The sequence below is a fragment of the Rhizobium sp. GCM10022189 genome (assembly GCF_042656325.1).
Taxonomy (GTDB): Bacteria; Pseudomonadota; Alphaproteobacteria; order Rhizobiales; family Rhizobiaceae; genus Rhizobium.
Genome location: NZ_JBHSOR010000030.1, coordinates 1 through 17,104, shown reverse-complemented (window position 1 = coordinate 17,104; position 17,104 = coordinate 1). Strand labels below are relative to the sequence as shown.

18 protein-coding genes and 1 pseudogene are annotated in these 17,104 nt (G+C 66.2%); 12 read left to right on the top strand and 7 right to left on the bottom strand.

Features of this window, described 5'->3' with window-relative positions; genetic code table 11:
- Positions 1 to 29: 29 nt before the first annotated feature.
- Both ACFPWW_RS13060 and ACFPWW_RS13055 read left to right on the top strand, forming a co-directional pair.
- A pseudogene (locus tag ACFPWW_RS13060) lies at positions 30 to 719 on the top strand (carboxymuconolactone decarboxylase family protein); the annotation flags it as partial.
- A 126-nt stretch (positions 720 to 845) separates the two neighbouring features.
- Entirely contained in the window at positions 846 to 1,406 is a 561-nt protein-coding gene (locus ACFPWW_RS13055; RefSeq protein WP_112573053.1) for an NUDIX hydrolase, read from the top strand.
- A 59-nt stretch (positions 1,407 to 1,465) separates the two neighbouring features.
- Here ACFPWW_RS13055 and ACFPWW_RS13050 read toward each other — a convergent pair whose 3' ends face one another.
- Positions 1,466 to 2,116: a DUF1062 domain-containing protein gene (locus ACFPWW_RS13050; protein ID WP_377311970.1), complete on the bottom strand. Its 651-nt coding sequence runs from the start codon at positions 2,114 to 2,116 to the stop codon at positions 1,466 to 1,468.
- A 375-nt stretch (positions 2,117 to 2,491) separates the two neighbouring features.
- The gene (locus tag ACFPWW_RS13045; RefSeq protein WP_377311968.1) at positions 2,492 to 3,175 is read right to left on the bottom strand and encodes a glutathione S-transferase family protein; all 684 of its coding nucleotides are present in this window, start codon (positions 3,173 to 3,175) and stop codon (positions 2,492 to 2,494) included.
- 193 nt (positions 3,176 to 3,368) lie between these two features.
- On the opposite strand from ACFPWW_RS13045, the gene ACFPWW_RS13040 reads away from it, so the two are divergent.
- Positions 3,369 to 4,316 carry a LysR family transcriptional regulator gene (locus ACFPWW_RS13040; protein ID WP_377311966.1) on the top strand — a complete coding sequence of 316 codons (948 nt, stop codon included), beginning with the start codon at positions 3,369 to 3,371 and terminating at the stop codon, positions 4,314 to 4,316.
- A gap of 38 nt (positions 4,317 to 4,354) precedes the next feature.
- Here the strand turns inward: ACFPWW_RS13040 and ACFPWW_RS13035 are convergent, their stop codons facing one another.
- Positions 4,355 to 5,059: a DNA helicase gene (locus ACFPWW_RS13035; protein ID WP_377311965.1), complete on the bottom strand. Its 705-nt coding sequence runs from the start codon at positions 5,057 to 5,059 to the stop codon at positions 4,355 to 4,357.
- A gap of 484 nt (positions 5,060 to 5,543) precedes the next feature.
- Here ACFPWW_RS13035 and ACFPWW_RS13030 point away from each other — a divergent pair, with 484 nt between their 5' ends.
- Positions 5,544 to 5,834, top strand: a complete 291-nt coding sequence (locus tag ACFPWW_RS13030; RefSeq protein ID WP_112573063.1) for a ribbon-helix-helix domain-containing protein — start codon at positions 5,544 to 5,546, stop codon at positions 5,832 to 5,834.
- Positions 5,821 to 6,153, top strand: coding sequence for a type II toxin-antitoxin system RelE/ParE family toxin (locus ACFPWW_RS13025; RefSeq protein ID WP_377311964.1), 333 nt, complete (start codon positions 5,821 to 5,823; stop codon positions 6,151 to 6,153). Before ACFPWW_RS13030 ends, ACFPWW_RS13025 begins: the two co-directional genes overlap by 14 nt.
- A 259-nt stretch (positions 6,154 to 6,412) precedes the next feature.
- Here the strand turns inward: ACFPWW_RS13025 and ACFPWW_RS13020 are convergent, their stop codons facing one another.
- Complete coding sequence (locus tag ACFPWW_RS13020) at positions 6,413 to 7,036, bottom strand: TetR/AcrR family transcriptional regulator (RefSeq protein WP_377311991.1); 624 nt, start codon at positions 7,034 to 7,036, stop codon at positions 6,413 to 6,415.
- A 180-nt stretch (positions 7,037 to 7,216) separates the two neighbouring features.
- Between ACFPWW_RS13020 and ACFPWW_RS13015 the strand changes: the two genes are divergently transcribed.
- From ACFPWW_RS13015 to ACFPWW_RS12995, 5 genes are all read left to right on the top strand, one after another.
- Entirely contained in the window at positions 7,217 to 7,954 is a 738-nt protein-coding gene (locus tag ACFPWW_RS13015; RefSeq protein ID WP_377311963.1) for an SDR family oxidoreductase, read from the top strand.
- 149 nt (positions 7,955 to 8,103) lie between these two features.
- Complete coding sequence (locus tag ACFPWW_RS13010) at positions 8,104 to 8,919, top strand: chromate resistance protein ChrB domain-containing protein (RefSeq protein ID WP_377311962.1); 816 nt, start codon at positions 8,104 to 8,106, stop codon at positions 8,917 to 8,919.
- Between the two features lies 1 nt (position 8,920).
- Positions 8,921 to 10,318 (top strand): chromate efflux transporter, encoded by a 1,398-nt coding sequence (gene chrA / locus ACFPWW_RS13005; RefSeq protein WP_377311961.1) that lies wholly within the window; start codon positions 8,921 to 8,923, stop codon positions 10,316 to 10,318.
- 332 nt (positions 10,319 to 10,650) lie between these two features.
- Positions 10,651 to 11,634 carry a squalene cyclase gene (locus ACFPWW_RS13000; protein WP_377311960.1) on the top strand — a complete coding sequence of 328 codons (984 nt, stop codon included), beginning with the start codon at positions 10,651 to 10,653 and terminating at the stop codon, positions 11,632 to 11,634.
- A gap of 98 nt (positions 11,635 to 11,732) precedes the next feature.
- The gene (locus tag ACFPWW_RS12995; RefSeq protein ID WP_377311959.1) at positions 11,733 to 12,185 is read left to right on the top strand and encodes a pyridoxamine 5'-phosphate oxidase family protein; all 453 of its coding nucleotides are present in this window, start codon (positions 11,733 to 11,735) and stop codon (positions 12,183 to 12,185) included.
- Here ACFPWW_RS12995 and ACFPWW_RS12990 read toward each other — a convergent pair.
- Positions 12,175 to 12,594, bottom strand: a complete 420-nt coding sequence (locus ACFPWW_RS12990) for an Rrf2 family transcriptional regulator (protein ID WP_377311957.1) — start codon at positions 12,592 to 12,594, stop codon at positions 12,175 to 12,177. The two genes, ACFPWW_RS12995 and ACFPWW_RS12990, sit on opposite strands and share 11 nt — an antisense overlap.
- 157 nt (positions 12,595 to 12,751) lie before the next feature.
- Here ACFPWW_RS12990 and ACFPWW_RS12985 point away from each other — a divergent pair, with 157 nt between their 5' ends.
- A complete protein-coding gene (locus tag ACFPWW_RS12985; protein ID WP_377311956.1) occupies positions 12,752 to 13,723 on the top strand; it encodes an alpha/beta fold hydrolase in 972 nt (323 codons plus the stop codon).
- A gap of 5 nt (positions 13,724 to 13,728) precedes the next feature.
- On the opposite strand, the gene ACFPWW_RS12980 is transcribed toward ACFPWW_RS12985, so the two are convergent.
- Together ACFPWW_RS12980 and ACFPWW_RS12975 are read right to left on the bottom strand one after the other, a co-directional pair.
- Positions 13,729 to 14,574, bottom strand: a complete 846-nt coding sequence (locus ACFPWW_RS12980; RefSeq protein WP_377311954.1) for an NAD(P)-dependent oxidoreductase — start codon at positions 14,572 to 14,574, stop codon at positions 13,729 to 13,731.
- A gap of 77 nt (positions 14,575 to 14,651) precedes the next feature.
- Positions 14,652 to 15,611, bottom strand: a complete 960-nt coding sequence (locus tag ACFPWW_RS12975; RefSeq protein WP_377311953.1) for an AraC family transcriptional regulator — start codon at positions 15,609 to 15,611, stop codon at positions 14,652 to 14,654.
- A gap of 110 nt (positions 15,612 to 15,721) precedes the next feature.
- Here ACFPWW_RS12975 and ACFPWW_RS12970 point away from each other — a divergent pair, with 110 nt between their 5' ends.
- Entirely contained in the window at positions 15,722 to 16,711 is a 990-nt protein-coding gene (locus tag ACFPWW_RS12970) for an aldo/keto reductase (protein ID WP_377311952.1), read from the top strand.
- The last annotated feature ends 393 nt before the right edge of the window (positions 16,712 to 17,104 follow it).

The following is a 17,104-nucleotide window of genomic DNA, read 5'->3' as shown; positions in this document are numbered from 1 at the left end:
AGATGGTGACGAAATTCGAAAGGGCGGGACGCGTGCGCGTCGCGCCGGATGTCGTGCATGAGGTCGCGCCCGGCCTCGGCCATTTCACCGACGACGTCCTGGCCGGTGAGGTCTGGCTGCGGCCGCAGCTTGCGCCGCGCGACCGCAGCCTGGTCACGGTGGCGGTTCTTGTCGCGACCGGCAGGGTGGCGCAGATCGGCGCGCATGTGCGCCGCGCGCTCGACAACGGCGTCGAGCCTTCCGAACTCGGCGAGGTCTTCACCCATCTCGCTTTCTATAGCGGATGGCCGAACGCCATGTCGGCGGTGGCCGAGACCCGCGCGGTCTTCGAAGAGCGCGGCATCGGCCCGATCCCCGGCAGCGACCGGGCGCCGATAGACCTGCCGCGGGAGGGCGAAGCGGCACGGGCGGCGCGGGTGGCCGCGACGGTCGCGCCGACGGCTCCGGCGTTGGCGGACCTTACCGACCGCGTATTGTTTGCCGACCTCTGGAGACGGCCGGACCTGTCTGCGCGCGACCGCAGCCTGATAACGGTGGCCGCGCTGATTGCGATCGGCCAGCCGGAGCAGCTTCCCTTCCATGCCGGCAGGGCGATGGATAACGGGCTGACGCAGGAGGAGGCCTCGGAAATGCTTGCCCATATCGCCTTCTACGCCGGCTGGCCGCGGGCCATGTCGGCGGTCCCGGTGATCGGGCGTGTCTTTGCGGCACGAGCGGCCGGGGCCTGAAACAGGCGGCTCTTCGGGCCGGCCGGTCCGCGCTACCTCAATTTTCAGGGGTCTCTATTTTCCATCGGATGTTGCGCCCTAATCTCCCTGCAAGAAGAAGGAGAGAGCAGGCAGACCATGCATATGATTGCGCATTCATCCGAACGGGACGAGACCATATCCGCAAGTGCCGCAGGCCGCAGGATCGACAGGAGCGGCGCCATCTGCTGCCGGGTGGAAAGGGGCGGGGCGCTGACCGTGCTGCTGATCGCAAGCCGCGAGACCGGCCGCTGGACAATCCCGACAGGCATTCCCGGCAGGCGGGAAAAGCCCTATCGCTGCGCCCAGCGCCAGGCGCTGCAGGAAGTGGGCGTCAGCGGCAAGGTCCGCAAGAAGCCGCTCGCCCACTATGCCGATCTCAGCGACCCCGGAAATCCGCTCAGGGTTTCGCTCCATCTGCTGCGGCTGAAGAGCGAGGCCGGTCACTGCGCCGAATATGCCCAGAGGCAGAAAATCTGGATCTCTCCGGCGCAGGCGGCGCTGCTGGTCGAAGAGCCGGAACTGCGGGCGCTCTTCCTCTCCTTCGACGCCGACAATCCGCTGACATCGCAGGACAGGCTGAAACCGCGCCGCATCCACGGCCGGCATCCGGCCCATGACGCGCCGGTCTCCCTTGCTTCGTCGGCGGCCTCGCCCTGACGATCTCCTGCAAGGGCTCTGGCGACGAAGGCCCGCATTCCGGGCCTTCGCGCTGTCCGCTAGACCATATCGGTCATGCTGGGACTTCCGGTTGCCAGGGGTCTCCAGAGCGTGTCCCGGTCGGTCACGGCCGCAAGGTCGATCGTCACACGGGTGCCGGCCCTGATGCGCCGCCGCAGCAGGTCGGCCCGATCCGGCCCGGTCCGCAGCCGGCCCTCGTCGTGGAGCACCTGCAGCCGGGTGCGGGAGAGCTGCAGCCCGGATGCCAGCAGCCGGTCGAGGCGGATGCCGCAGGCGAACGGGACTGTCAGCTCGATTTCCAGCCTGCTCCAGCCGGCAGGGGCCGAGCACAGTTGCCGGACGATATCGACATCGGGGAATTCGTCGATGCGCTGCGCCTTTCGCCTGAGGGCTTCGAGGTTGAAGCTTTCGGCCCGGATCCACGCCGCATCGTTGCTGTGCAGCGCCGCCAATGTGGCCGGATCGACATCGCGGACATTCCGCCGCTCGAAGATGGGACGGTTCCAGGTCCTGTCGCAGGTCAGGCATTTATAGATCAGCCAGGCATCCAGCCTGCGGCCGTTGGCATTGAGCCTGACCTTGCCGCTGGACTGGAAGGCTCTCAACCCGCCGCATCCGCCACAGGCAATCCACGGCTGCGGTGCGGTTTTCGGGGTAACGGTCCATCGGACCCGTAGTGTTTCGCACATAGTATCTTGGTCTTCCGTTCGGAAGTCCACCAAGATGGCGCGAGAGAAAACCCATGAGGGCGCGGCGTGGCGATGCTTGCGGGTGGTTGAAGAGCAGAGACAGCGGGGCTGCTACTGGCGATCGGAACAATGCCAAACCGGTCTCTTGCCACCACCCGATGGACGCAATCATAGGCCGAACGGCTGCCGCCGCCGGGCCACGGGTGAAACTGGATTGAGACCGGTGATTACTTAGGCAAAGTCTACCTCGATACGCCCATGCTCTTCGCCTCGATGCATAACAGATGAGGGGCGCCAATGGGAGTGGCGGGCCGCAGCGCGGGTAATCCGCCGCGGCCCTGCGTCATTTTTGCAACCCTGTGCCGAGGTTCCCGCTCAGAAGCCCATGCGCCTGAGGTCTTCGGGCAGGAAGTTCTGGCCGCTGCGGTTCCTGACGGCGGGAAGTGCTGCCATGCGCGCCTGCCATTGTGTCACCGCATCGAGACCGGGCGGTACGAGGCCGGCGACTTCGGCAAAGGCGAGGCCGGCAAGCAGGGTGATGTCGGCCATCGAATAGGCCTCGCCGGCCAGGAAGGGCTGGCTTGAGAGGATGCCGTCGAAATAGAGCAGGCCCTGCCTTGCCTTCTCGCCCTCGCGCTCGCCCATCTCGGTGCGGCCCTGCCATTGCGGGCTCTTGAAGGCCTGCAGGGCGGCGCCGAGGCCGGGGGTGGCATGGTGGAAGTAGATGCCGACCGGATCGAGCACATAGGCTTCGGCGCGGCGCTGCATCATGTGGATGAGCGCCTTTTCCTTCGGCGTGCGGCCCGTCAGCTCCGGCCGGCCGTCGAGATTGTCGAGATATTCGGTAATGGCCGTGCTTTCGGAAATCAGCGTGCCGTCGTCGAGTTCGAGCACCGGCAGGACGCCGGAAGGGTTTTTGGCGAGGAAGGCGGGCTGCTTGTGCTCGGCGGCGATCAGATCGACGGGCACGAATTCGACCTGGGAATCGAGGCCCTTCTGCGCCAGCACGATGCGGATGCGCATGGGGTTGGGAAAGCCCGGCCTGTCATAGATTTTCATGGGTTTCTCTTTCGTTTGGACATGGGGCGGCACGCGCCTATGAAGCCGAGAGGACGCCGCGCCGGGGATTGCTGGTCGATATGGCGAAGGGGCGCAGGCCTTGCCCGGCAGCCCTTCTTGCCAAGATATGGCACGCCGCCTATTGTTTGATAATGCGCCCCACTATGATCACGCTGTAAAGCGAGGCTATACAATGGACCGAGCGGAACTGGACGGCCTTGCAATCTTCCTGGCGGTGGCCGAGCAGAACGGCTTTCGCGCCGCCGCGCGGCAACTGGGCCTGACGCCATCGGCGATCAGCCAGGGCATCCAGAGCCTGGAGCGGCGGGTGGGGGCGGCACTCTTTGCGCGCACGACGCGCAGCGTGCGGCTGACGGAAGCCGGCCAGAAGCTGCTTGCCCATGCCAGGCCTGCCGCCTCGATGTTTCAGGCGGGCCTCAACGCCGCCCGCGATCTCGGCGAGCAGCCGGGCGGCAACCTGCGCATCAACGCGCCGCGCCCGGCGGTCTCGCTGCTGATCAACAGCCTGCTGCCGGAATTTCACGAGGCCTATCCCAATATCACGCTCGAACTTTCCGGCGACGACGAGTTCACCAATATCGTCGAGCAGGGCTTCGATGCCGGCATCCGGCTCGGCCACACGATCGAGCTCGACATGATCTCGACCTGGCTGACGCCGCCGGACAAGATCGTCACGGTCGGCGCACCGGCCCTGCTTGGCAAATATCCGCGCCCCACCCATCCGCGCGCGCTGCAGGGGCTGCCTGCGCTTCTGACCCGGCGGGGCGGGCAGGTGTCGCGCACCTGGGAATTCGTCGAGGGCGGGGAGAGCCTGAAGGTCGCCGTCGACGGCCCGCTGATCCTCAACGATTACGAGGCTTCGATCCGCGCGGCCCTTCGCGGCGTCGGCTTCCTGCATACGGTCGGCTCGGTCATCCGCCACCATATCGAACAGGGAAATCTCGTGCCGGTACTGGAGGATTACGCCCGCGACGTGCCGGGCCTCTGCCTCTATTACCCGAGCCGCAGCCAGTCGCTGCCGAAGCTCCGGGCCTTCGTGGAGTTTGCGACCAGACGCATGCGCCAGGGCTTGGCTGCGGACGCGTTCTCGGTGCAGCCGCAGCCGGCAGCGCGGGGCTGAGGGCCGGCGGCTTACGAAGCCGGCCCCCGACCTCCGATCTAGCCTATGTGCTGCAGCTGGACGTCGCGATTATGCAGGAAGCAGGCCTTGTCGAACAGCCAGAGGTCCAGCCGGTTGGGCAGCCTGACATCGCCAAGGTCCGGCAGGGCCTTGCCTTCGGCCTCAAAGGCGCGGTCGATCTGCGAGATGAAGGCCAGCACCGTGCCGCTGTTGCGGGCAAAGCTCTTGAGGGCCTGCACCTGTTCGGAGAGCGGCGGCTTGCTGCGCTGCTGGTCGAGGATCTGCAGGTAGTCGACGACGCCGACGGCGCCGCGCCGCGCGCCCCGAAGATGGCGGATGATATAATCGGCGCTGATATCGTCCGAGGTGACGATCTCGATCCTGTCGCCGAAAACCTCGCCGTCGGGCAGGGCATGGATGCGCTTCAGGCTCTGCTCCTGCGTATATTCGAGTGTGAAGAACGTGGCCTTGCGGCCCTCTCTTGCGGCATCGACGAGAAGCTGCAGGCCAAGCAGCGTCTTGCCGTGGCCGGGACGGGCGGCGATCAGGACGAGATCGCCTTCGACAAGCTGCGACAGCATGGACGGCGCGGACGCCTCATGCCGGGCGGCAAGCAGGCTCCAGCCGGTAAAGCCTTCCTGCCGGGCGATGCGGTCGAGCGCCTGGTGAAGCGGGATCGTATCCGTGCGCGCAAGCAGTTTCGCCTTGCGCTTCAGCTGATGGATGGGTGCGGACAGTTTCATTCAAACCTCCATAACGAGCCGGAAACGCAACCCCTCCTTATGCGATGCTCGAACGGATGGTTCGATGGTGGACGACCCCGCATGGACGATGCTTCCCGGATGGAGGGAGGAGGCTCGGGTCAAGCCTTGCCCGAAGAGGTAGCGGGCGGCGCGATTCGCGGCAAGGGGGAGCTTGCCGTCTTGCCCGCACCGGAAACATGGGCCGCCGCGTCCATCCTGCCCATGAAGACCCGCGGCTGCACTCCCGGACCGCGGCTTTGCTCTGGATTACCCGGCGTCCGGGGCGGTGGCGAGATAGCCGATGACGGCGCAAAATGTCGGATTATGCTTCCATCGTGATAAATATCACCGGCTCGTTTAGAGCGGATCTGGCGGCCTTTTTTCAGAAAGGTGCATGGTTCGCCTTGTCAACGACGATGATTTTTTGCTGGTGCCAGGTATGATTTTATCATACTTTATAAGCAACCAAGGAAAGTTTACGACCATGCGAAATGCCGAAAAGGTGACCATTACCCTGACCGCCGATATGTTGCAGAGTATTCGCGATACGGTCGAGGCTGGGGAATTCGCGACGACAAGCGAAGCGATGCGCGATGCGGTGCGCGTCTGGCAGCGTCAGCGCCTTGAAGACGCCGAGCGGCTTAATGCCATGCGCGCGCGCATTCGACGTTCTTTGGATGATCCACGCCCAAGCTTGTCGGCAGACGAGGCGGACGCGGAAATGGACCGTTTCATGAAAGGTCAGGAAAAAGCATCCCGCAATGCGGCGCGCTAGGGTCATCTACCGGCCCGAGGCGCTTAACGACCTTCGCCAGATCTACATCCTCATTGCCGACATGAGTCAAAGCCATGTCACGGCCAACCGCTTTGTGAAGCGCATCATGGCGAAGTGTCGCAAGATCGGCGATGCGCCGAATGGCGGCCGTCCTCGGGACGATCTTTCGCCCGGCTTGCGAACCGTGCCGTTTGAGCGCTCCGCTGTGATTGCCTATCACGTCACCGACGCCGTCGAGATCGTCAACGTGTTTTACGGCGGCCGGGACTATGATGCCCTGTTCCGCGAAGGCGACGACGTGGATGAGCAGGAATCCTGAGGATTTCCCGTCACGTCCAGTTGGCGCGCGCAGCGCGCTCGCGGCATGACAAATAGCAACACACCGCCCAGGGCCAGGGCGATTCCTGCCTGACTTTTACCCAGCGAAGCGGCCCAGATGATGATGCCGATCGAGCAGAGGACCACGCCGATCCGGTAGGTGCAGGCGATGATGGGTGTGAGGACCGTAGATGGACCGCCGCGTCGATCCTGCCCATGAAGACCCTCGGCGGCACTCCCTGACCGCGGGTTTGCTTGGATTAGCCGGCATCCGGGGCGGTGGCGAGATAGCCGATGACGGCGCGGCGGACGCGCTCCGTCAGGCCCTGTCTGTCCTCCTCGCCATGCTCGCCGGCGGCATCGATCATGCCCTTGACGATCGCCACCACGTCATGCGCGGCAAGATCGGTATCGGGCTGCGGCGGCAGGTCGGGGCGAAGGAGCGTGGCGCGGGTGAGTTCGAAGAAGCGCTGCTTGACCCGCTCTGTCTCGGGGTCGAGCGGCAGGCGCGCCTCCTCGTAATCCAGCAGGCGGGCAAGGGCAGGGCGCTCCAGCTGGTGGTGGACGCAGGGCGCGATCAGGGCCGAAAGCGCGGCTTGCCCGGTCGGCTGCTCGGCGGCCTTTTCCGCGTCACCGATAAGTGACACGGCCTGCCGCTGGATCAGGGCGCCGATCAGCGCGTCCTTGCGCGGGAAATACTGGTAGAGCGAGCCGACGCTGACGCCGGCGCTTTCCGCCACCGCATTGGTGGAAAAGCCCTCGTGACCGCGCTCTTCCAGAATGCGAGCCGCAGCCTCGACGATGGCCGAGACGGTTGCGAGCGAACGGGCCTGTCGCGGCGCTTTTCTGGGCGTTGAGCGGCTCTTGTAGGGGCTGTCGGGCATGGGCCTGGAATGCGAGTGGCGGGAAAGCGAGTTATCGCTCACATTATCGCCGTCAGATCGAGCGCACAAGCGGTCGGGCAGCACGGCAAGCCGGTTCTTGCGGCGCGTCACCGGTCGGTGACGCGGATGCACCTTGCTGCGCCTGCGACCGCTTCTGCCGGAACGGAAGGGAAAAACGACATGACCAGGGACATGAAGACCGCCATCGTGACCGGCGCCTCCAGGGGCATCGGCGCAGCCATTGCCAGGCGGCTTGCGGCCGACGGCTTCCGGACAATCGTCAACTATGCCGCGGATGCCGCTGCCGCGGGCGCGGTGGTGGCCGCCATCGCCGCCGAAGGCGGCCATGCGCTCGCCCTCCGCGCCGACGTGTCGGATGCCGGGGCGGTCGCGGACCTTTTCGCGCGCAGCGAGGCGGAGTTCGGCATGGTGGACGTGCTCGTCAACAATGCCGGCGTCACCGCTTTCGGGCCGCTCGCCGAGGTCCGCGACGAGGACTACCAGCGGCTGGTCGCCGTGAACCTGACCGGCACGTTCAACGGCATGCGCGAGGGCGCAAGGCGCATGGCCGAAGGCGGGCGCATCGTCAACCTGTCGACCAGCATCATCGGCCATTATTCGCCGGGCAACGCCGTCTATACGGCCACGAAGGCGGCGGTGGAGGCGATGACCCATATCCTCGCCAAGGAACTCGGCCCGCGCGGCATCACCGTCAATGCGGTCGCTCCCGGCCCGGTCGCGACCGAACTGCTGCTCGCCGGCCGCCCGCCGGAGGTGATCGAGCGCCTGACCGGCGAAATCCCGCTCGGCCGCCTCGGCCAGCCGGAGGATATCGCCCGGATCGTCTCGTTTCTGGCGAGCGGCGAAAGCGGCTGGGTCAACGGGCAGGTGATCCGCGCAAATGGCGGGCGGAACTGACGGGAGGTTGCGACAGACATGCGCCCGCCGGCGGCCGCTTGACACGAAAAACGGCGGCGCGCATAAAAACGCTATGGGGTTGCGATCACCCCACGAGGCGACATGCCGAAGAATCGCGTCCATGAAACCGAACAACGGAGGGACGCGTCATGCCGTCATTTCTCGAAATATCGTCAGACAAGCTTGCCCGCATGGTCGGCACCCCCAATGCGCCCGTCATCGTCGATGTGCGCAGCGAAGAGGATTTCGCCCGCGATCCGCGGCTGGTGCCGGGCTCGATCCGCAAATCCCACAGCGATGTAACGGAATGGGCCGGCGGTTTTGCCGGCCCGGTGGTGGTCGTCTGCCAGGCGGGCGGAAAGCTTAGCCACGGGGTCGCCGCCCATATTCGCCATGCCGGAACGGCAGCGGAAGTGCTGGAAGGCGGCTTCGAGGCATGGACAGGCGCCGGCGGCGCGGCCGTGCCCGCCGGCAGGCTGCCGCCACGCGACGGGCAGGGGCGGACGGTCTGGGTCACGCGGGCGCGCCCGAAGATCGACCGCATTGCCTGCCCCTGGCTCATCCGGCGCTTCGTCGATCCCCAGGCCGTCTTTCTCTTCGTGCCGACATCGGACGTCTCCCCGGTTGCCGACCGCTTCGGCGCCGTGCCGTTCGATGTCGAGGACGTGTTCTGGAGCCATCGTGGCGAGTTCTGCACCTTCGACGTGATGGTCGAGGAATTCGGTCTGGCTTCGGAGCCGCTGTCGAGGCTTGCGACGATCGTCCGCGGCGCCGATACCGCCCGCCCGGAGCTTGCGCCCGAGGTGGCGGGCCTGCTTGCCGCCTCGCTCGGCCTGTCGCGCATGTTCGTCGACGATCTCAGGCAGCTCGATGCCGGCATGCTGCTTTACGATGCCTTCTATCGCTGGTGCCGCGACGCCACGGACGAGACGCACAACTGGCCCTCGCCGAAAAAGGGAGGCTGACATGACCAGCGCCGTCAGCCCCGCGACGCCCGCCGCCGGCGCGTCGCCGAACCCGCATGGCGTCACCTTCGGCGAGGCCTTTCGCGTCTGGCTGCGGGTCGCGGCCCTCAGTTTCGGCGGCCCGGCCGGGCAGATCGCCGTCATGCACCGCATCGTCGTCGACGAGAGGAAGTGGATCGGCGAGCAGCGTTTCCTGCACGCGCTGAACTATTGCATGCTGCTTCCGGGACCGGAGGCGCAGCAGCTTGCCATCTATATCGGCTGGCTGATGCACCGGACCGCCGGCGGCCTGGTGGCCGGCATCCTGTTCGTGCTTCCGGGCTTTCTGTCCATCCTGGCGCTCAGCTACCTCTACGTGAGCCTCGGCAGCGTCGCCGCCGTCGAGGGGCTGTTCTTCGGGCTGAAGGCGGCCGTCCTTGCCGTCGTCGTCCAGGCGGTCGTCAGGGTCGGCGGCCGCGCATTGAGGAACAGGGCGATGATTGCAATCGCTGCGGCCGCTTTCCTCGCGATCTTCGTCCTGCACGTGCCTTTTCCCGTCATCATCCTGGCCGCCGCCGTCATCGGGTTCGTCGGGTCGATGTCGGGCTCGCGCCTGTTTCAGGGCGGTGGCGGGCACAAGGCGGGCGGCGGCGCGATCCTGGCCGACGCCGAGGCGCTGCTCGGCGAAGAGATACCGCCGCATGCGCGGCCGAACCTTGGCTGGTCGCTGCGGATATCGGCGGTTCTCGTGGCGCTCTGGCTGCTGCCGCTGCTGCTGCTTTATCTCTTCCTCGGCCCCGGAGATATCTTCACGCAGATCGGCGTATTCTTCAGCAAGATGGCTCTGGTGACGTTCGGCGGCGCCTATGCGGTGCTCGCCTATGTCGCGCAGGAGGCCGTCCAGCATTTCGGATGGCTGAAACCCACCGAGATGCTCGACGGTCTGGGCATGGCGGAAACGACGCCCGGCCCGCTGATCATGGTTCTGCAGTTCGTCGGTTTCATGGGCGCCTATCGCGATCCCGGCAGCCTGAACCCGCTGACGGCGGCGACATGCGCGGCCGTGCTGACGACCTGGGTGACGTTCGTTCCGTGTTTCCTCTGGATCTTCCTCGGCGCGCCCTTCATCGAGAGACTGCGCGGCAATGCGGCGCTGGCGGGCGCAATGTCGGCCATCACGGCGGCGGTGGTCGGCGTCATCCTCAACCTTGCGATCTGGTTCGGCCTGCACTTCCTGTTCCGCAGCGCCGAGGTTCGAAGGATCGGCCCCTTGTCGATCGAGCTGCCCGTCTGGACCTCGCTGTCGCTTCCGTCGCTGCTGCTCAGCCTTGCGGCCGCGATCGCGATCTTCCGCTTCAGGCTGGCGGTCATTCCCGTGCTCGTGGGCTGCGCGGTCGCCGGCATGGCCTGGCCGGCGTGAGAGCCGCGTCATCGGAAAATCCGCCGGCGCCGCAGGTTTCGGGGCGAAGCGGCAGAAACATGTCGAACCAGTTTCCGTCGCTGCCCCATCGGACATGGCCCGTCGTTTGGAGTGCTTCGGGCAGGGCCTTCGTGTATAAGGAAGCGGCCTCGCCAGGCATGCAGGCGGCAAGCGGCAGCGTGAGCGCCGCAAGCACGGCCGGCCGCAATCTCGGGGGCTTTTTGGCTTTGGTCATGGATGGAGCGCGGCCCGCCTGAAAACGGTGCCGGACAATCGCACAGGCGCCGTTCGGCGGCAACGACCGGGCCTGCAAGCGACAGGGAGACTTGCCGATGCCGTTAGAGACATCCGTGATCGAATGGCTGCTCGCCTCCGATCCCGCCATCCGCTGGCAGGTGCTGCGCGATCTCCTCGACGCGCCGGAGCCGGTCTGGGCCGCCGAGCGGCAGAAGGTCGAGACGGAAGGATGGGGCGCGCGGCTGCTCTCCTTCCAGGATGCGGACGGGCAGTGGGCGGGCGGTTCTTTCCTGCCCGCCGGCTTCACGCGCGAGGAGTGGCAGGCGAGCGGCCAGCCCTGGACGGCGACGAATTTCTCGCTGACGCAGCTGCGCGAATTCGGCCTCGATCCGCGCTCGCAACGGGCAAGGCGGACCGTCGCGCTCATCGGCGCCAATTGCCGCTGGGACGAGGGCGGCCAGCCCTTCTGGCAAGGCGAGGTCGAGGAATGCATCAACGGCCGCACGGTCGCCGACGGCGCCTATTTCGGCGTCGACGTCTCGCCCATCGTGGAACGGTTGCTCGGCGAGCGCCAGGCCGACGGCGGCTGGAACTGCGAGCGGGCGAACGGCTCGCTGCGCTCCTCCTTCCATACGACGATCAACGTGCTGGAGGGGCTGCTGGAATACGAGAGGGCGACCGGCGGCACGGCGCAATCGCGCGCGGCGCGGCGCTCCGGCGAGGATTACCTGCTGGCGCGGCACCTGATGCGGCGGCTGAGTACCGGCGCCCCGGTCGACGAAAAATTCCTGCAGTTCCTGCATCCGAACCGCTGGCGCTTCGACGTGCTGCGCGGGCTCGACTATTTCCGCGCTTCGGCGATGCTGACGGGCGCGGAACCCGATCCGCGGCTTGGAGAGGCAATCGAATACCTCTGCTCGCGGCAGCGGGAGGACGGACGCTGGCCGCTCGACTGGCGCCTGTCGGGCCGCAGCTGGTTCGTCATGGACGACGGCGAGGGCGAACCCTCCCGCTGGGTGACGCTGCGGGCGCTGCGTGTGCTGAAATGGTGGCGCGCCCGGCCGGCTGCCGCAGGCTAATGCCGTCCGCGAGGCCGCCTTTGCGTTGATATGCGTCAATGCCGCCGCCCGGTTGCGGCGGCAGTCTGGCCTCGTCGTCAAACGCAATGGGGGCGTATATGGACGAGGCGATCAGGACGAGGATTCTGGCGATACTGGACGGGCAGCGGCTCATGAGCGTGGCGACGCTGCGGCCGGACGGCTGGCCGCAGGCGACGACGGTCGGCTACGTCAATGACGGGCTGACGCTCTACTTTCTCTGCAGCCCCGACAGCCAGAAGGCCGCAAATATCGCGCGCGACAACAGGGTGTCGCTGACGATCAACCCGGATGCCGATCAGCTGATGCAGATCACCGGCCTGTCGATGGCGGCCTTTGCGCGGAAAGTGGAAGATCCCGACGAGGCCGACCGGGTGCTGCGCATGATGCCGGCAAAATACCCGGCGCAGCGGGACCTTGCGGTCTCCATGCCGACGCGCGACCAGATCAGCATCTTCCGCGTCGTGCCGAAACTGATTTCGGTGCTCGATTATTCCAGGGGATTCGGCCACACCGATCTCGTCACGCCCTGACCATGGCGGCCTTGCCGATATCGGCGAGCGTCACCCTGGCAAATTCCCGCTCCAGGGTCTGTTCCGCGGTTTGAAAGGCCAGTTGCAGGCTCGCATTGGCGGCGCGCTCCACCGGGCAGGACGGGTGATCGTTGGAGAGCGGCGCGTCGAGCAGCGTTTCGCCCTGCAGGGCGCGCTGCACGTCGAGAATGGTGATGTCTTCGAGCGGCTTCGTCAGCGACCAGCCGCCGCCGCGCCCGCCCTCGGATTCGACGATGCCGTGCTGGCGCAGCGAAGCCATGGTGCGGCGCACGACGACGGGATTGGTGTTGAGCATCTGGGCGATGCGCTCCGATGTCTCCCGGCCGCCGAGCAGGCCCATATGGACGAGGACATGGATCATCCGCGCCAGTCTTCCGTCTTGCCGCATCCGTGCCTCCCGATAAAGCGTAACAAATGATGTTACGGTGTATTGACTTCCGCCTGCTGTGGTGCAAGTTTCTGTAACGCAAAAAGATACGGAATTAAAGATTCCATTTCGCGGCCGCCGGTTCTTCCGGCCGCCCGCATCGTTTCAGGAGGCCAGGATGCAGCACCGCACCATCGAAACCGCAACGCTGAGGATGCGCATCCTCGAGGCCGGCGAGGGGCCGCTGGTGCTGCTCTGCCACGGATTTCCCGAAACCTCGCATGCCTGGCGCCATCAGGTTCGGGCGCTGGCGGCTGCCGGCTTTCATGCCGTGGCGCCCGATATGCGCGGTTACGGCGGCACGGAAAGCCCCGAGGCGGCCGGCGCCTATACGCTTTTCGATCTCGTGGCCGACATGGTGGCGCTTATCGATGCGCTCGGTGCGGAAAAGGCCGTTATCGCCGGCAGCGACTGGGGCGCGACGGTTGCCTGGCAGGCGGCGCTGATGCGTCCGGACAGGTTCGGCGGCGTCGTCGCCCTGGGCGTGCCGATGATGGGCCAGCCGCCGGTGCCGCCGACCACCATCTTTCCGGCGACCCCGGACCAGCTTTTCTATCTGCTTTATTTCCAGCAGCCGGGCGTGGCGGAAGCCGAATTCGAGCGCGATGCGGAGGTCACGCTGCGCAGGATCTATCACGCCGCAAGCGGCGAGGCGGGACCGCGCCTGCCGGGAGACGGAACGCCGAACCCGTTCGCCATGGTGTCGCGCGCATCCGGCCTGCTTGCCGGCCTGCCGGAGGGCGGGACGCTTGCGGGCTGGCTGCCCCAGGCCGATCTCGATGTCTTCGTCGAAGCCTTCAGGGCATCCGGCTTCGGCGGCGGGCTGAACTACTATCGCAACCTCGACCGGAACTGGGAACTGCAGAAGGCGCTTGCAGGGCTGAAGGTCGCCATTCCCGCGCTCTTCATGGCCGGCGAACGCGATACCGGCCTTGCCATGCCCGGAATGCGGGAGATCATCGATGCCATGCCGGGGCTTGTGAGCGATCTCAGGGCAATACGCTTCGTGCCCGGCGCGGGCCACTGGCTGGCGCAGGAGCGGCCGGATATCGTCAGCGCCGCGATCGTCGATTTCCTGCGCGGCCTCTGACGGGCTCAGTGCCCGTCTTCCAGCATCCGCTCCAGCGTGGCGATCAATTCCCGGCTGCCGTTGCGGTCGTCGGCGATCGTCTGGAAGAGGCCGGCCATGCCCTTGAAGATCAGGGCGGCCGGATCGTCCGCGCCGAGGAATTCGGCGATCTCCTCCATTTCCGCCACCCAGCGATAGGCCTTGGGAAACATGTCGGGAATGGAATGGCCGAGCCGCTTTAAGAGTTCGGCCTGGCTTTCGGCCAGTTCCACCTTCAGGGCCTCGCTGGCATCGTTGCGGGCGGCGGCCAGCAGCATGGCGGAGGAGAGGCCGACGATGCCCTTGTTGATGCCGGCGTAACACATTTTCAGCGCCGAGGCGGCGCCGACAGGGCCTTTGACCGGGCGGACCTTCAGGCCGAAGCGGGAGAGCAGCTCCGGCTCGCCGGCCAGATCGCCGCTGAGGCAGACGACCGGGCCGGCCTTGCCCGGAACCGGCGGGCCGCCGATGATCGAGCCGTCGAGCACCTTGGCGCCTGTCGTCGCAAGGCCGGCGGCGAGCCTTTCCATGGTTTTCGGGCTGACGGCGTTGAGATCGATAAATGCCGGCTTGCCTCTGCCGGCGCGCAGCACCGGGGCGACGCGTTCGGCCACGGCCAGCGCCTCGGCCGGCGGTACGATCGAAAGGACGATATCGGCCCCGCCGAAGGCCGGGAGCGGGACGGCTTCAAGCCCGGCGGCGCGGGCGCGCTCCAGCGTGGCGCTGCTGCGCCCTTCGAGAAAGGTGACGACCCTGGCTCCTGACTCGACGAGGCGGCGGCCGACGGCGCTGCCCATGGCGCCGGCGCCGAACAATGCGATCGTGGTGGACATTGGCGGATGGACCTCTTTGGCGGGGGATGCGGGAAGACTAGGGCGGGATGGCGGATGCTGCAAGGCGGATGCGGCCTTCAGGCCTGCATTTCGAGCGCGGCAAGATCGTGGGGCGCAACGGCTGCCCTGGCGGCATCGCGGCAGGCCTTGGGCGAGGCGCCGGTCATGCGCTTGAACGCGTTGCTGAAAGCGCTCTCCGAACTGTAGCCGAGCGATCGGGCGATCACGGCGACGGGCGTCGTCTCCTGCGTCAGCGCCCGTTCGGCAAGGCGCATGCGCCATTGCGAAAGATAGGTCAGCGGCGCCACGCCGGATACGGTGCGGAAGTGGAAGGCGAAGGTGGTGCGCGACATGGCGCAGGCGCCGGCAAGCTCCTCCAGATGCCAGGAGCGCGCGGGATCGCCATGCATCAGCCGCAGTGCCGGCGAAAGCCTGGGGTCGCAGAGCGCCCGCAGCCAGGTGGCGGGCATGAGGCCGTTCGTCTTCAGATGCGCGCGCAGCACCTGGATGAAGAGAAGCTGGGCCAGCTGCGCGCAGGCGAGCTGCGCGCCCGGCTCGCCGCTCGCCTGCTCAAGCACCAGCTGATCGAGAAGCCAGCGGAAATTGCCGGCCTGTTGCGAGGCGGCCCGAATGTGGATCCACGGCGGCAGGACATCCGCCAGCAGGCGGCCGCTGACCGGATCGAGCAGCACATGGCCGCCGATATGGGCGAAATCGGCACCGTCGCCGAGCTGCGCCGTCGAGCGGCCGGCGCCGGAAAAGATGCTCATCGCATCGACGGCGGCAAGGTCGGGCGCGCTCGACAGGACAAAGGCGCGCCGCGCCGCCAGCAGCCCGATATCTCCGGTTTCGAACCTCACCGGCCCCGGCTCGCCGTCGATGGCGGCCCAGCAGCTGCCTTTCACCACGGCGAAGAACTTGATCGTCTTCGGCACGGGAAAGCGGATCGCCCAATCGCCTCCCGCCGTGAAGCCGCCGGTCAGGAGCGTTTCGGCCTTTGTGAATTTCAGGATGTCGGAAAAGGGATCGGCGCTCATTCTCGTACTATCGCGCAACTCATCCGCACTCTCAAGCATTCATAATCCGGATTGGCGCCTTACGTTTGCCCCTGCCGCCAGACCGGCGGTTACGTTCAGAGAGAAGCGGAATGACATTGAAGAGACGCAAACTTGGCAGCCAGGGGCTGGAGGTCGGGGCGATCGGCCTCGGCTGCATGGGCATGAGCCAGTCCTACGGGCCGGCCGACGAGGCCGAATCGATCGCGACGCTGCACCGGGCCGTCGAACTCGGCTGCGATTTCTTCGACACGGCGGAAAATTACGGGCCGTTCAGGAACGAGGCGCTGCTCGGCAAGGCCTTCAGGGACCGGCGCGACAAGGTCGTCATCGCCACTAAGTTCGGCTCGCGCTTCGACGGCGACAGGATCGTCGGCGCCGACAGCCGGCCGGAGACTATCGTCCGCGTGGTCGAAGGCTGCCTGAGGCGGCTGCAGACCGACCATATCGATCTCCTGTACCAGCACCGGCTGGACAGGAGCGTGCCGATCGAGGACGTCGCCGGCACGGTTGGCGATCTCGTCAAGGCGGGCAAGGTGCGCTTCTTCGGCCTCTCGGAGATCGGCATCTCCAATCTGCGCCGCGCCCATGCGGTGCATCCGGTGACGGCGGTGCAGAGCGAATATTCGCTGTGGGAACGCAATCTGGAGCCCGAGATCATTCCGGTCATGCGCGAGATGGGGGTGGGCCTCGTGCCCTTCTGCCCGCTGGGGCGCGGATTTCTTGCCGGCGATGTGAAGCGTGCGGAAGACTATCCGGAGGGCGATACGCGGCGCATCGATCCGCGTTATCAGGGGGCGAATTACGACGCCAACAAGCGGGCGGCGCGGATCGTCTTCGATATGGCTGCGGAGAAAGGCGTGAAGCCGGGGCAGGTGGCGCTCGCCTGGCTGCTGCACAAGGGCGAGGATATCGTGCCGATCCCCGGTACCAAGCGGCGGACCTATCTGGAGGAGAATATCGTGGCTGCTTCCGTCCGGCTGGATGACGGGGAGATGCGGCGGCTGGACGAGGCGCTGGTGACGGGGACGATTTCGGGCAACCGCTATGCCGATTGGATCATGGCGACGATCGATCGGTGATTGCCCTGGCTGGGCCTGGCGTGCGTGGTTGCCCGTCTGTTTCACCGCTTCCACCAAGGGCGCCGGATACACACGAGCGCCCCTCCAACCTCCCTCATTCCTGTGCCTGTCACAGGAATCCAGCCTGCTCAAGTCCTTGAGCAGGAAAGACTTTTTGGCTTCCTCTCGTGGGAGAGTCATTCACCGCGCAGACGCGCGGTGGCTGGATTCCTGTGACGAGCACAGGAATGAGGGGCGGGGAGGCTACAGCAATGTGGGACGGGGGGTACAGGAATGAGCGACTATCTGATGTGTCAAGTTGCATATTGGAATTCCTTTCGCGCATCTCGTGCTTTTGCGTTGAGAATGACGAGGAGCTTTCTGGCGAGCGCGATGCGAATGACCATTTTCGCT

Excerpts from the sequence above, each read along its gene's own strand:
- ACFPWW_RS13055 (WP_112573053.1), top strand. The coding sequence starts at position 846 with ATGCATATGATTGCGCATTCATCCGAACGGGACGAGACCATATCCGCA.
- ACFPWW_RS13050 (WP_377311970.1), bottom strand. The coding sequence starts at position 2,116 with ATGTGCGAAACACTACGGGTCCGATGGACCGTTACCCCGAAAACCGCA.
- ACFPWW_RS13045 (WP_377311968.1), bottom strand. The coding sequence starts at position 3,175 with ATGAAAATCTATGACAGGCCGGGCTTTCCCAACCCCATGCGCATCCGC.
- ACFPWW_RS13040 (WP_377311966.1), top strand. The coding sequence starts at position 3,369 with ATGGACCGAGCGGAACTGGACGGCCTTGCAATCTTCCTGGCGGTGGCC.
- ACFPWW_RS13035 (WP_377311965.1), bottom strand. The coding sequence starts at position 5,059 with ATGAAACTGTCCGCACCCATCCATCAGCTGAAGCGCAAGGCGAAACTG.
- ACFPWW_RS13030 (WP_112573063.1), top strand. The coding sequence starts at position 5,544 with ATGCGAAATGCCGAAAAGGTGACCATTACCCTGACCGCCGATATGTTG.
- ACFPWW_RS13025 (WP_377311964.1), top strand. The coding sequence starts at position 5,821 with ATGCGGCGCGCTAGGGTCATCTACCGGCCCGAGGCGCTTAACGACCTT.
- ACFPWW_RS13020 (WP_377311991.1), bottom strand. The coding sequence starts at position 7,036 with ATGCCCGACAGCCCCTACAAGAGCCGCTCAACGCCCAGAAAAGCGCCG.
- ACFPWW_RS13015 (WP_377311963.1), top strand. The coding sequence starts at position 7,217 with ATGACCAGGGACATGAAGACCGCCATCGTGACCGGCGCCTCCAGGGGC.
- ACFPWW_RS13010 (WP_377311962.1), top strand. The coding sequence starts at position 8,104 with ATGCCGTCATTTCTCGAAATATCGTCAGACAAGCTTGCCCGCATGGTC.
- chrA (WP_377311961.1), top strand. The coding sequence starts at position 8,921 with ATGACCAGCGCCGTCAGCCCCGCGACGCCCGCCGCCGGCGCGTCGCCG.
- ACFPWW_RS13000 (WP_377311960.1), top strand. The coding sequence starts at position 10,651 with ATGCCGTTAGAGACATCCGTGATCGAATGGCTGCTCGCCTCCGATCCC.
- ACFPWW_RS12995 (WP_377311959.1), top strand. The coding sequence starts at position 11,733 with ATGGACGAGGCGATCAGGACGAGGATTCTGGCGATACTGGACGGGCAG.
- ACFPWW_RS12990 (WP_377311957.1), bottom strand. The coding sequence starts at position 12,594 with ATGCGGCAAGACGGAAGACTGGCGCGGATGATCCATGTCCTCGTCCAT.
- ACFPWW_RS12985 (WP_377311956.1), top strand. The coding sequence starts at position 12,752 with ATGCAGCACCGCACCATCGAAACCGCAACGCTGAGGATGCGCATCCTC.
- ACFPWW_RS12980 (WP_377311954.1), bottom strand. The coding sequence starts at position 14,574 with ATGTCCACCACGATCGCATTGTTCGGCGCCGGCGCCATGGGCAGCGCC.
- ACFPWW_RS12975 (WP_377311953.1), bottom strand. The coding sequence starts at position 15,611 with ATGAGCGCCGATCCCTTTTCCGACATCCTGAAATTCACAAAGGCCGAA.
- ACFPWW_RS12970 (WP_377311952.1), top strand. The coding sequence starts at position 15,722 with ATGACATTGAAGAGACGCAAACTTGGCAGCCAGGGGCTGGAGGTCGGG.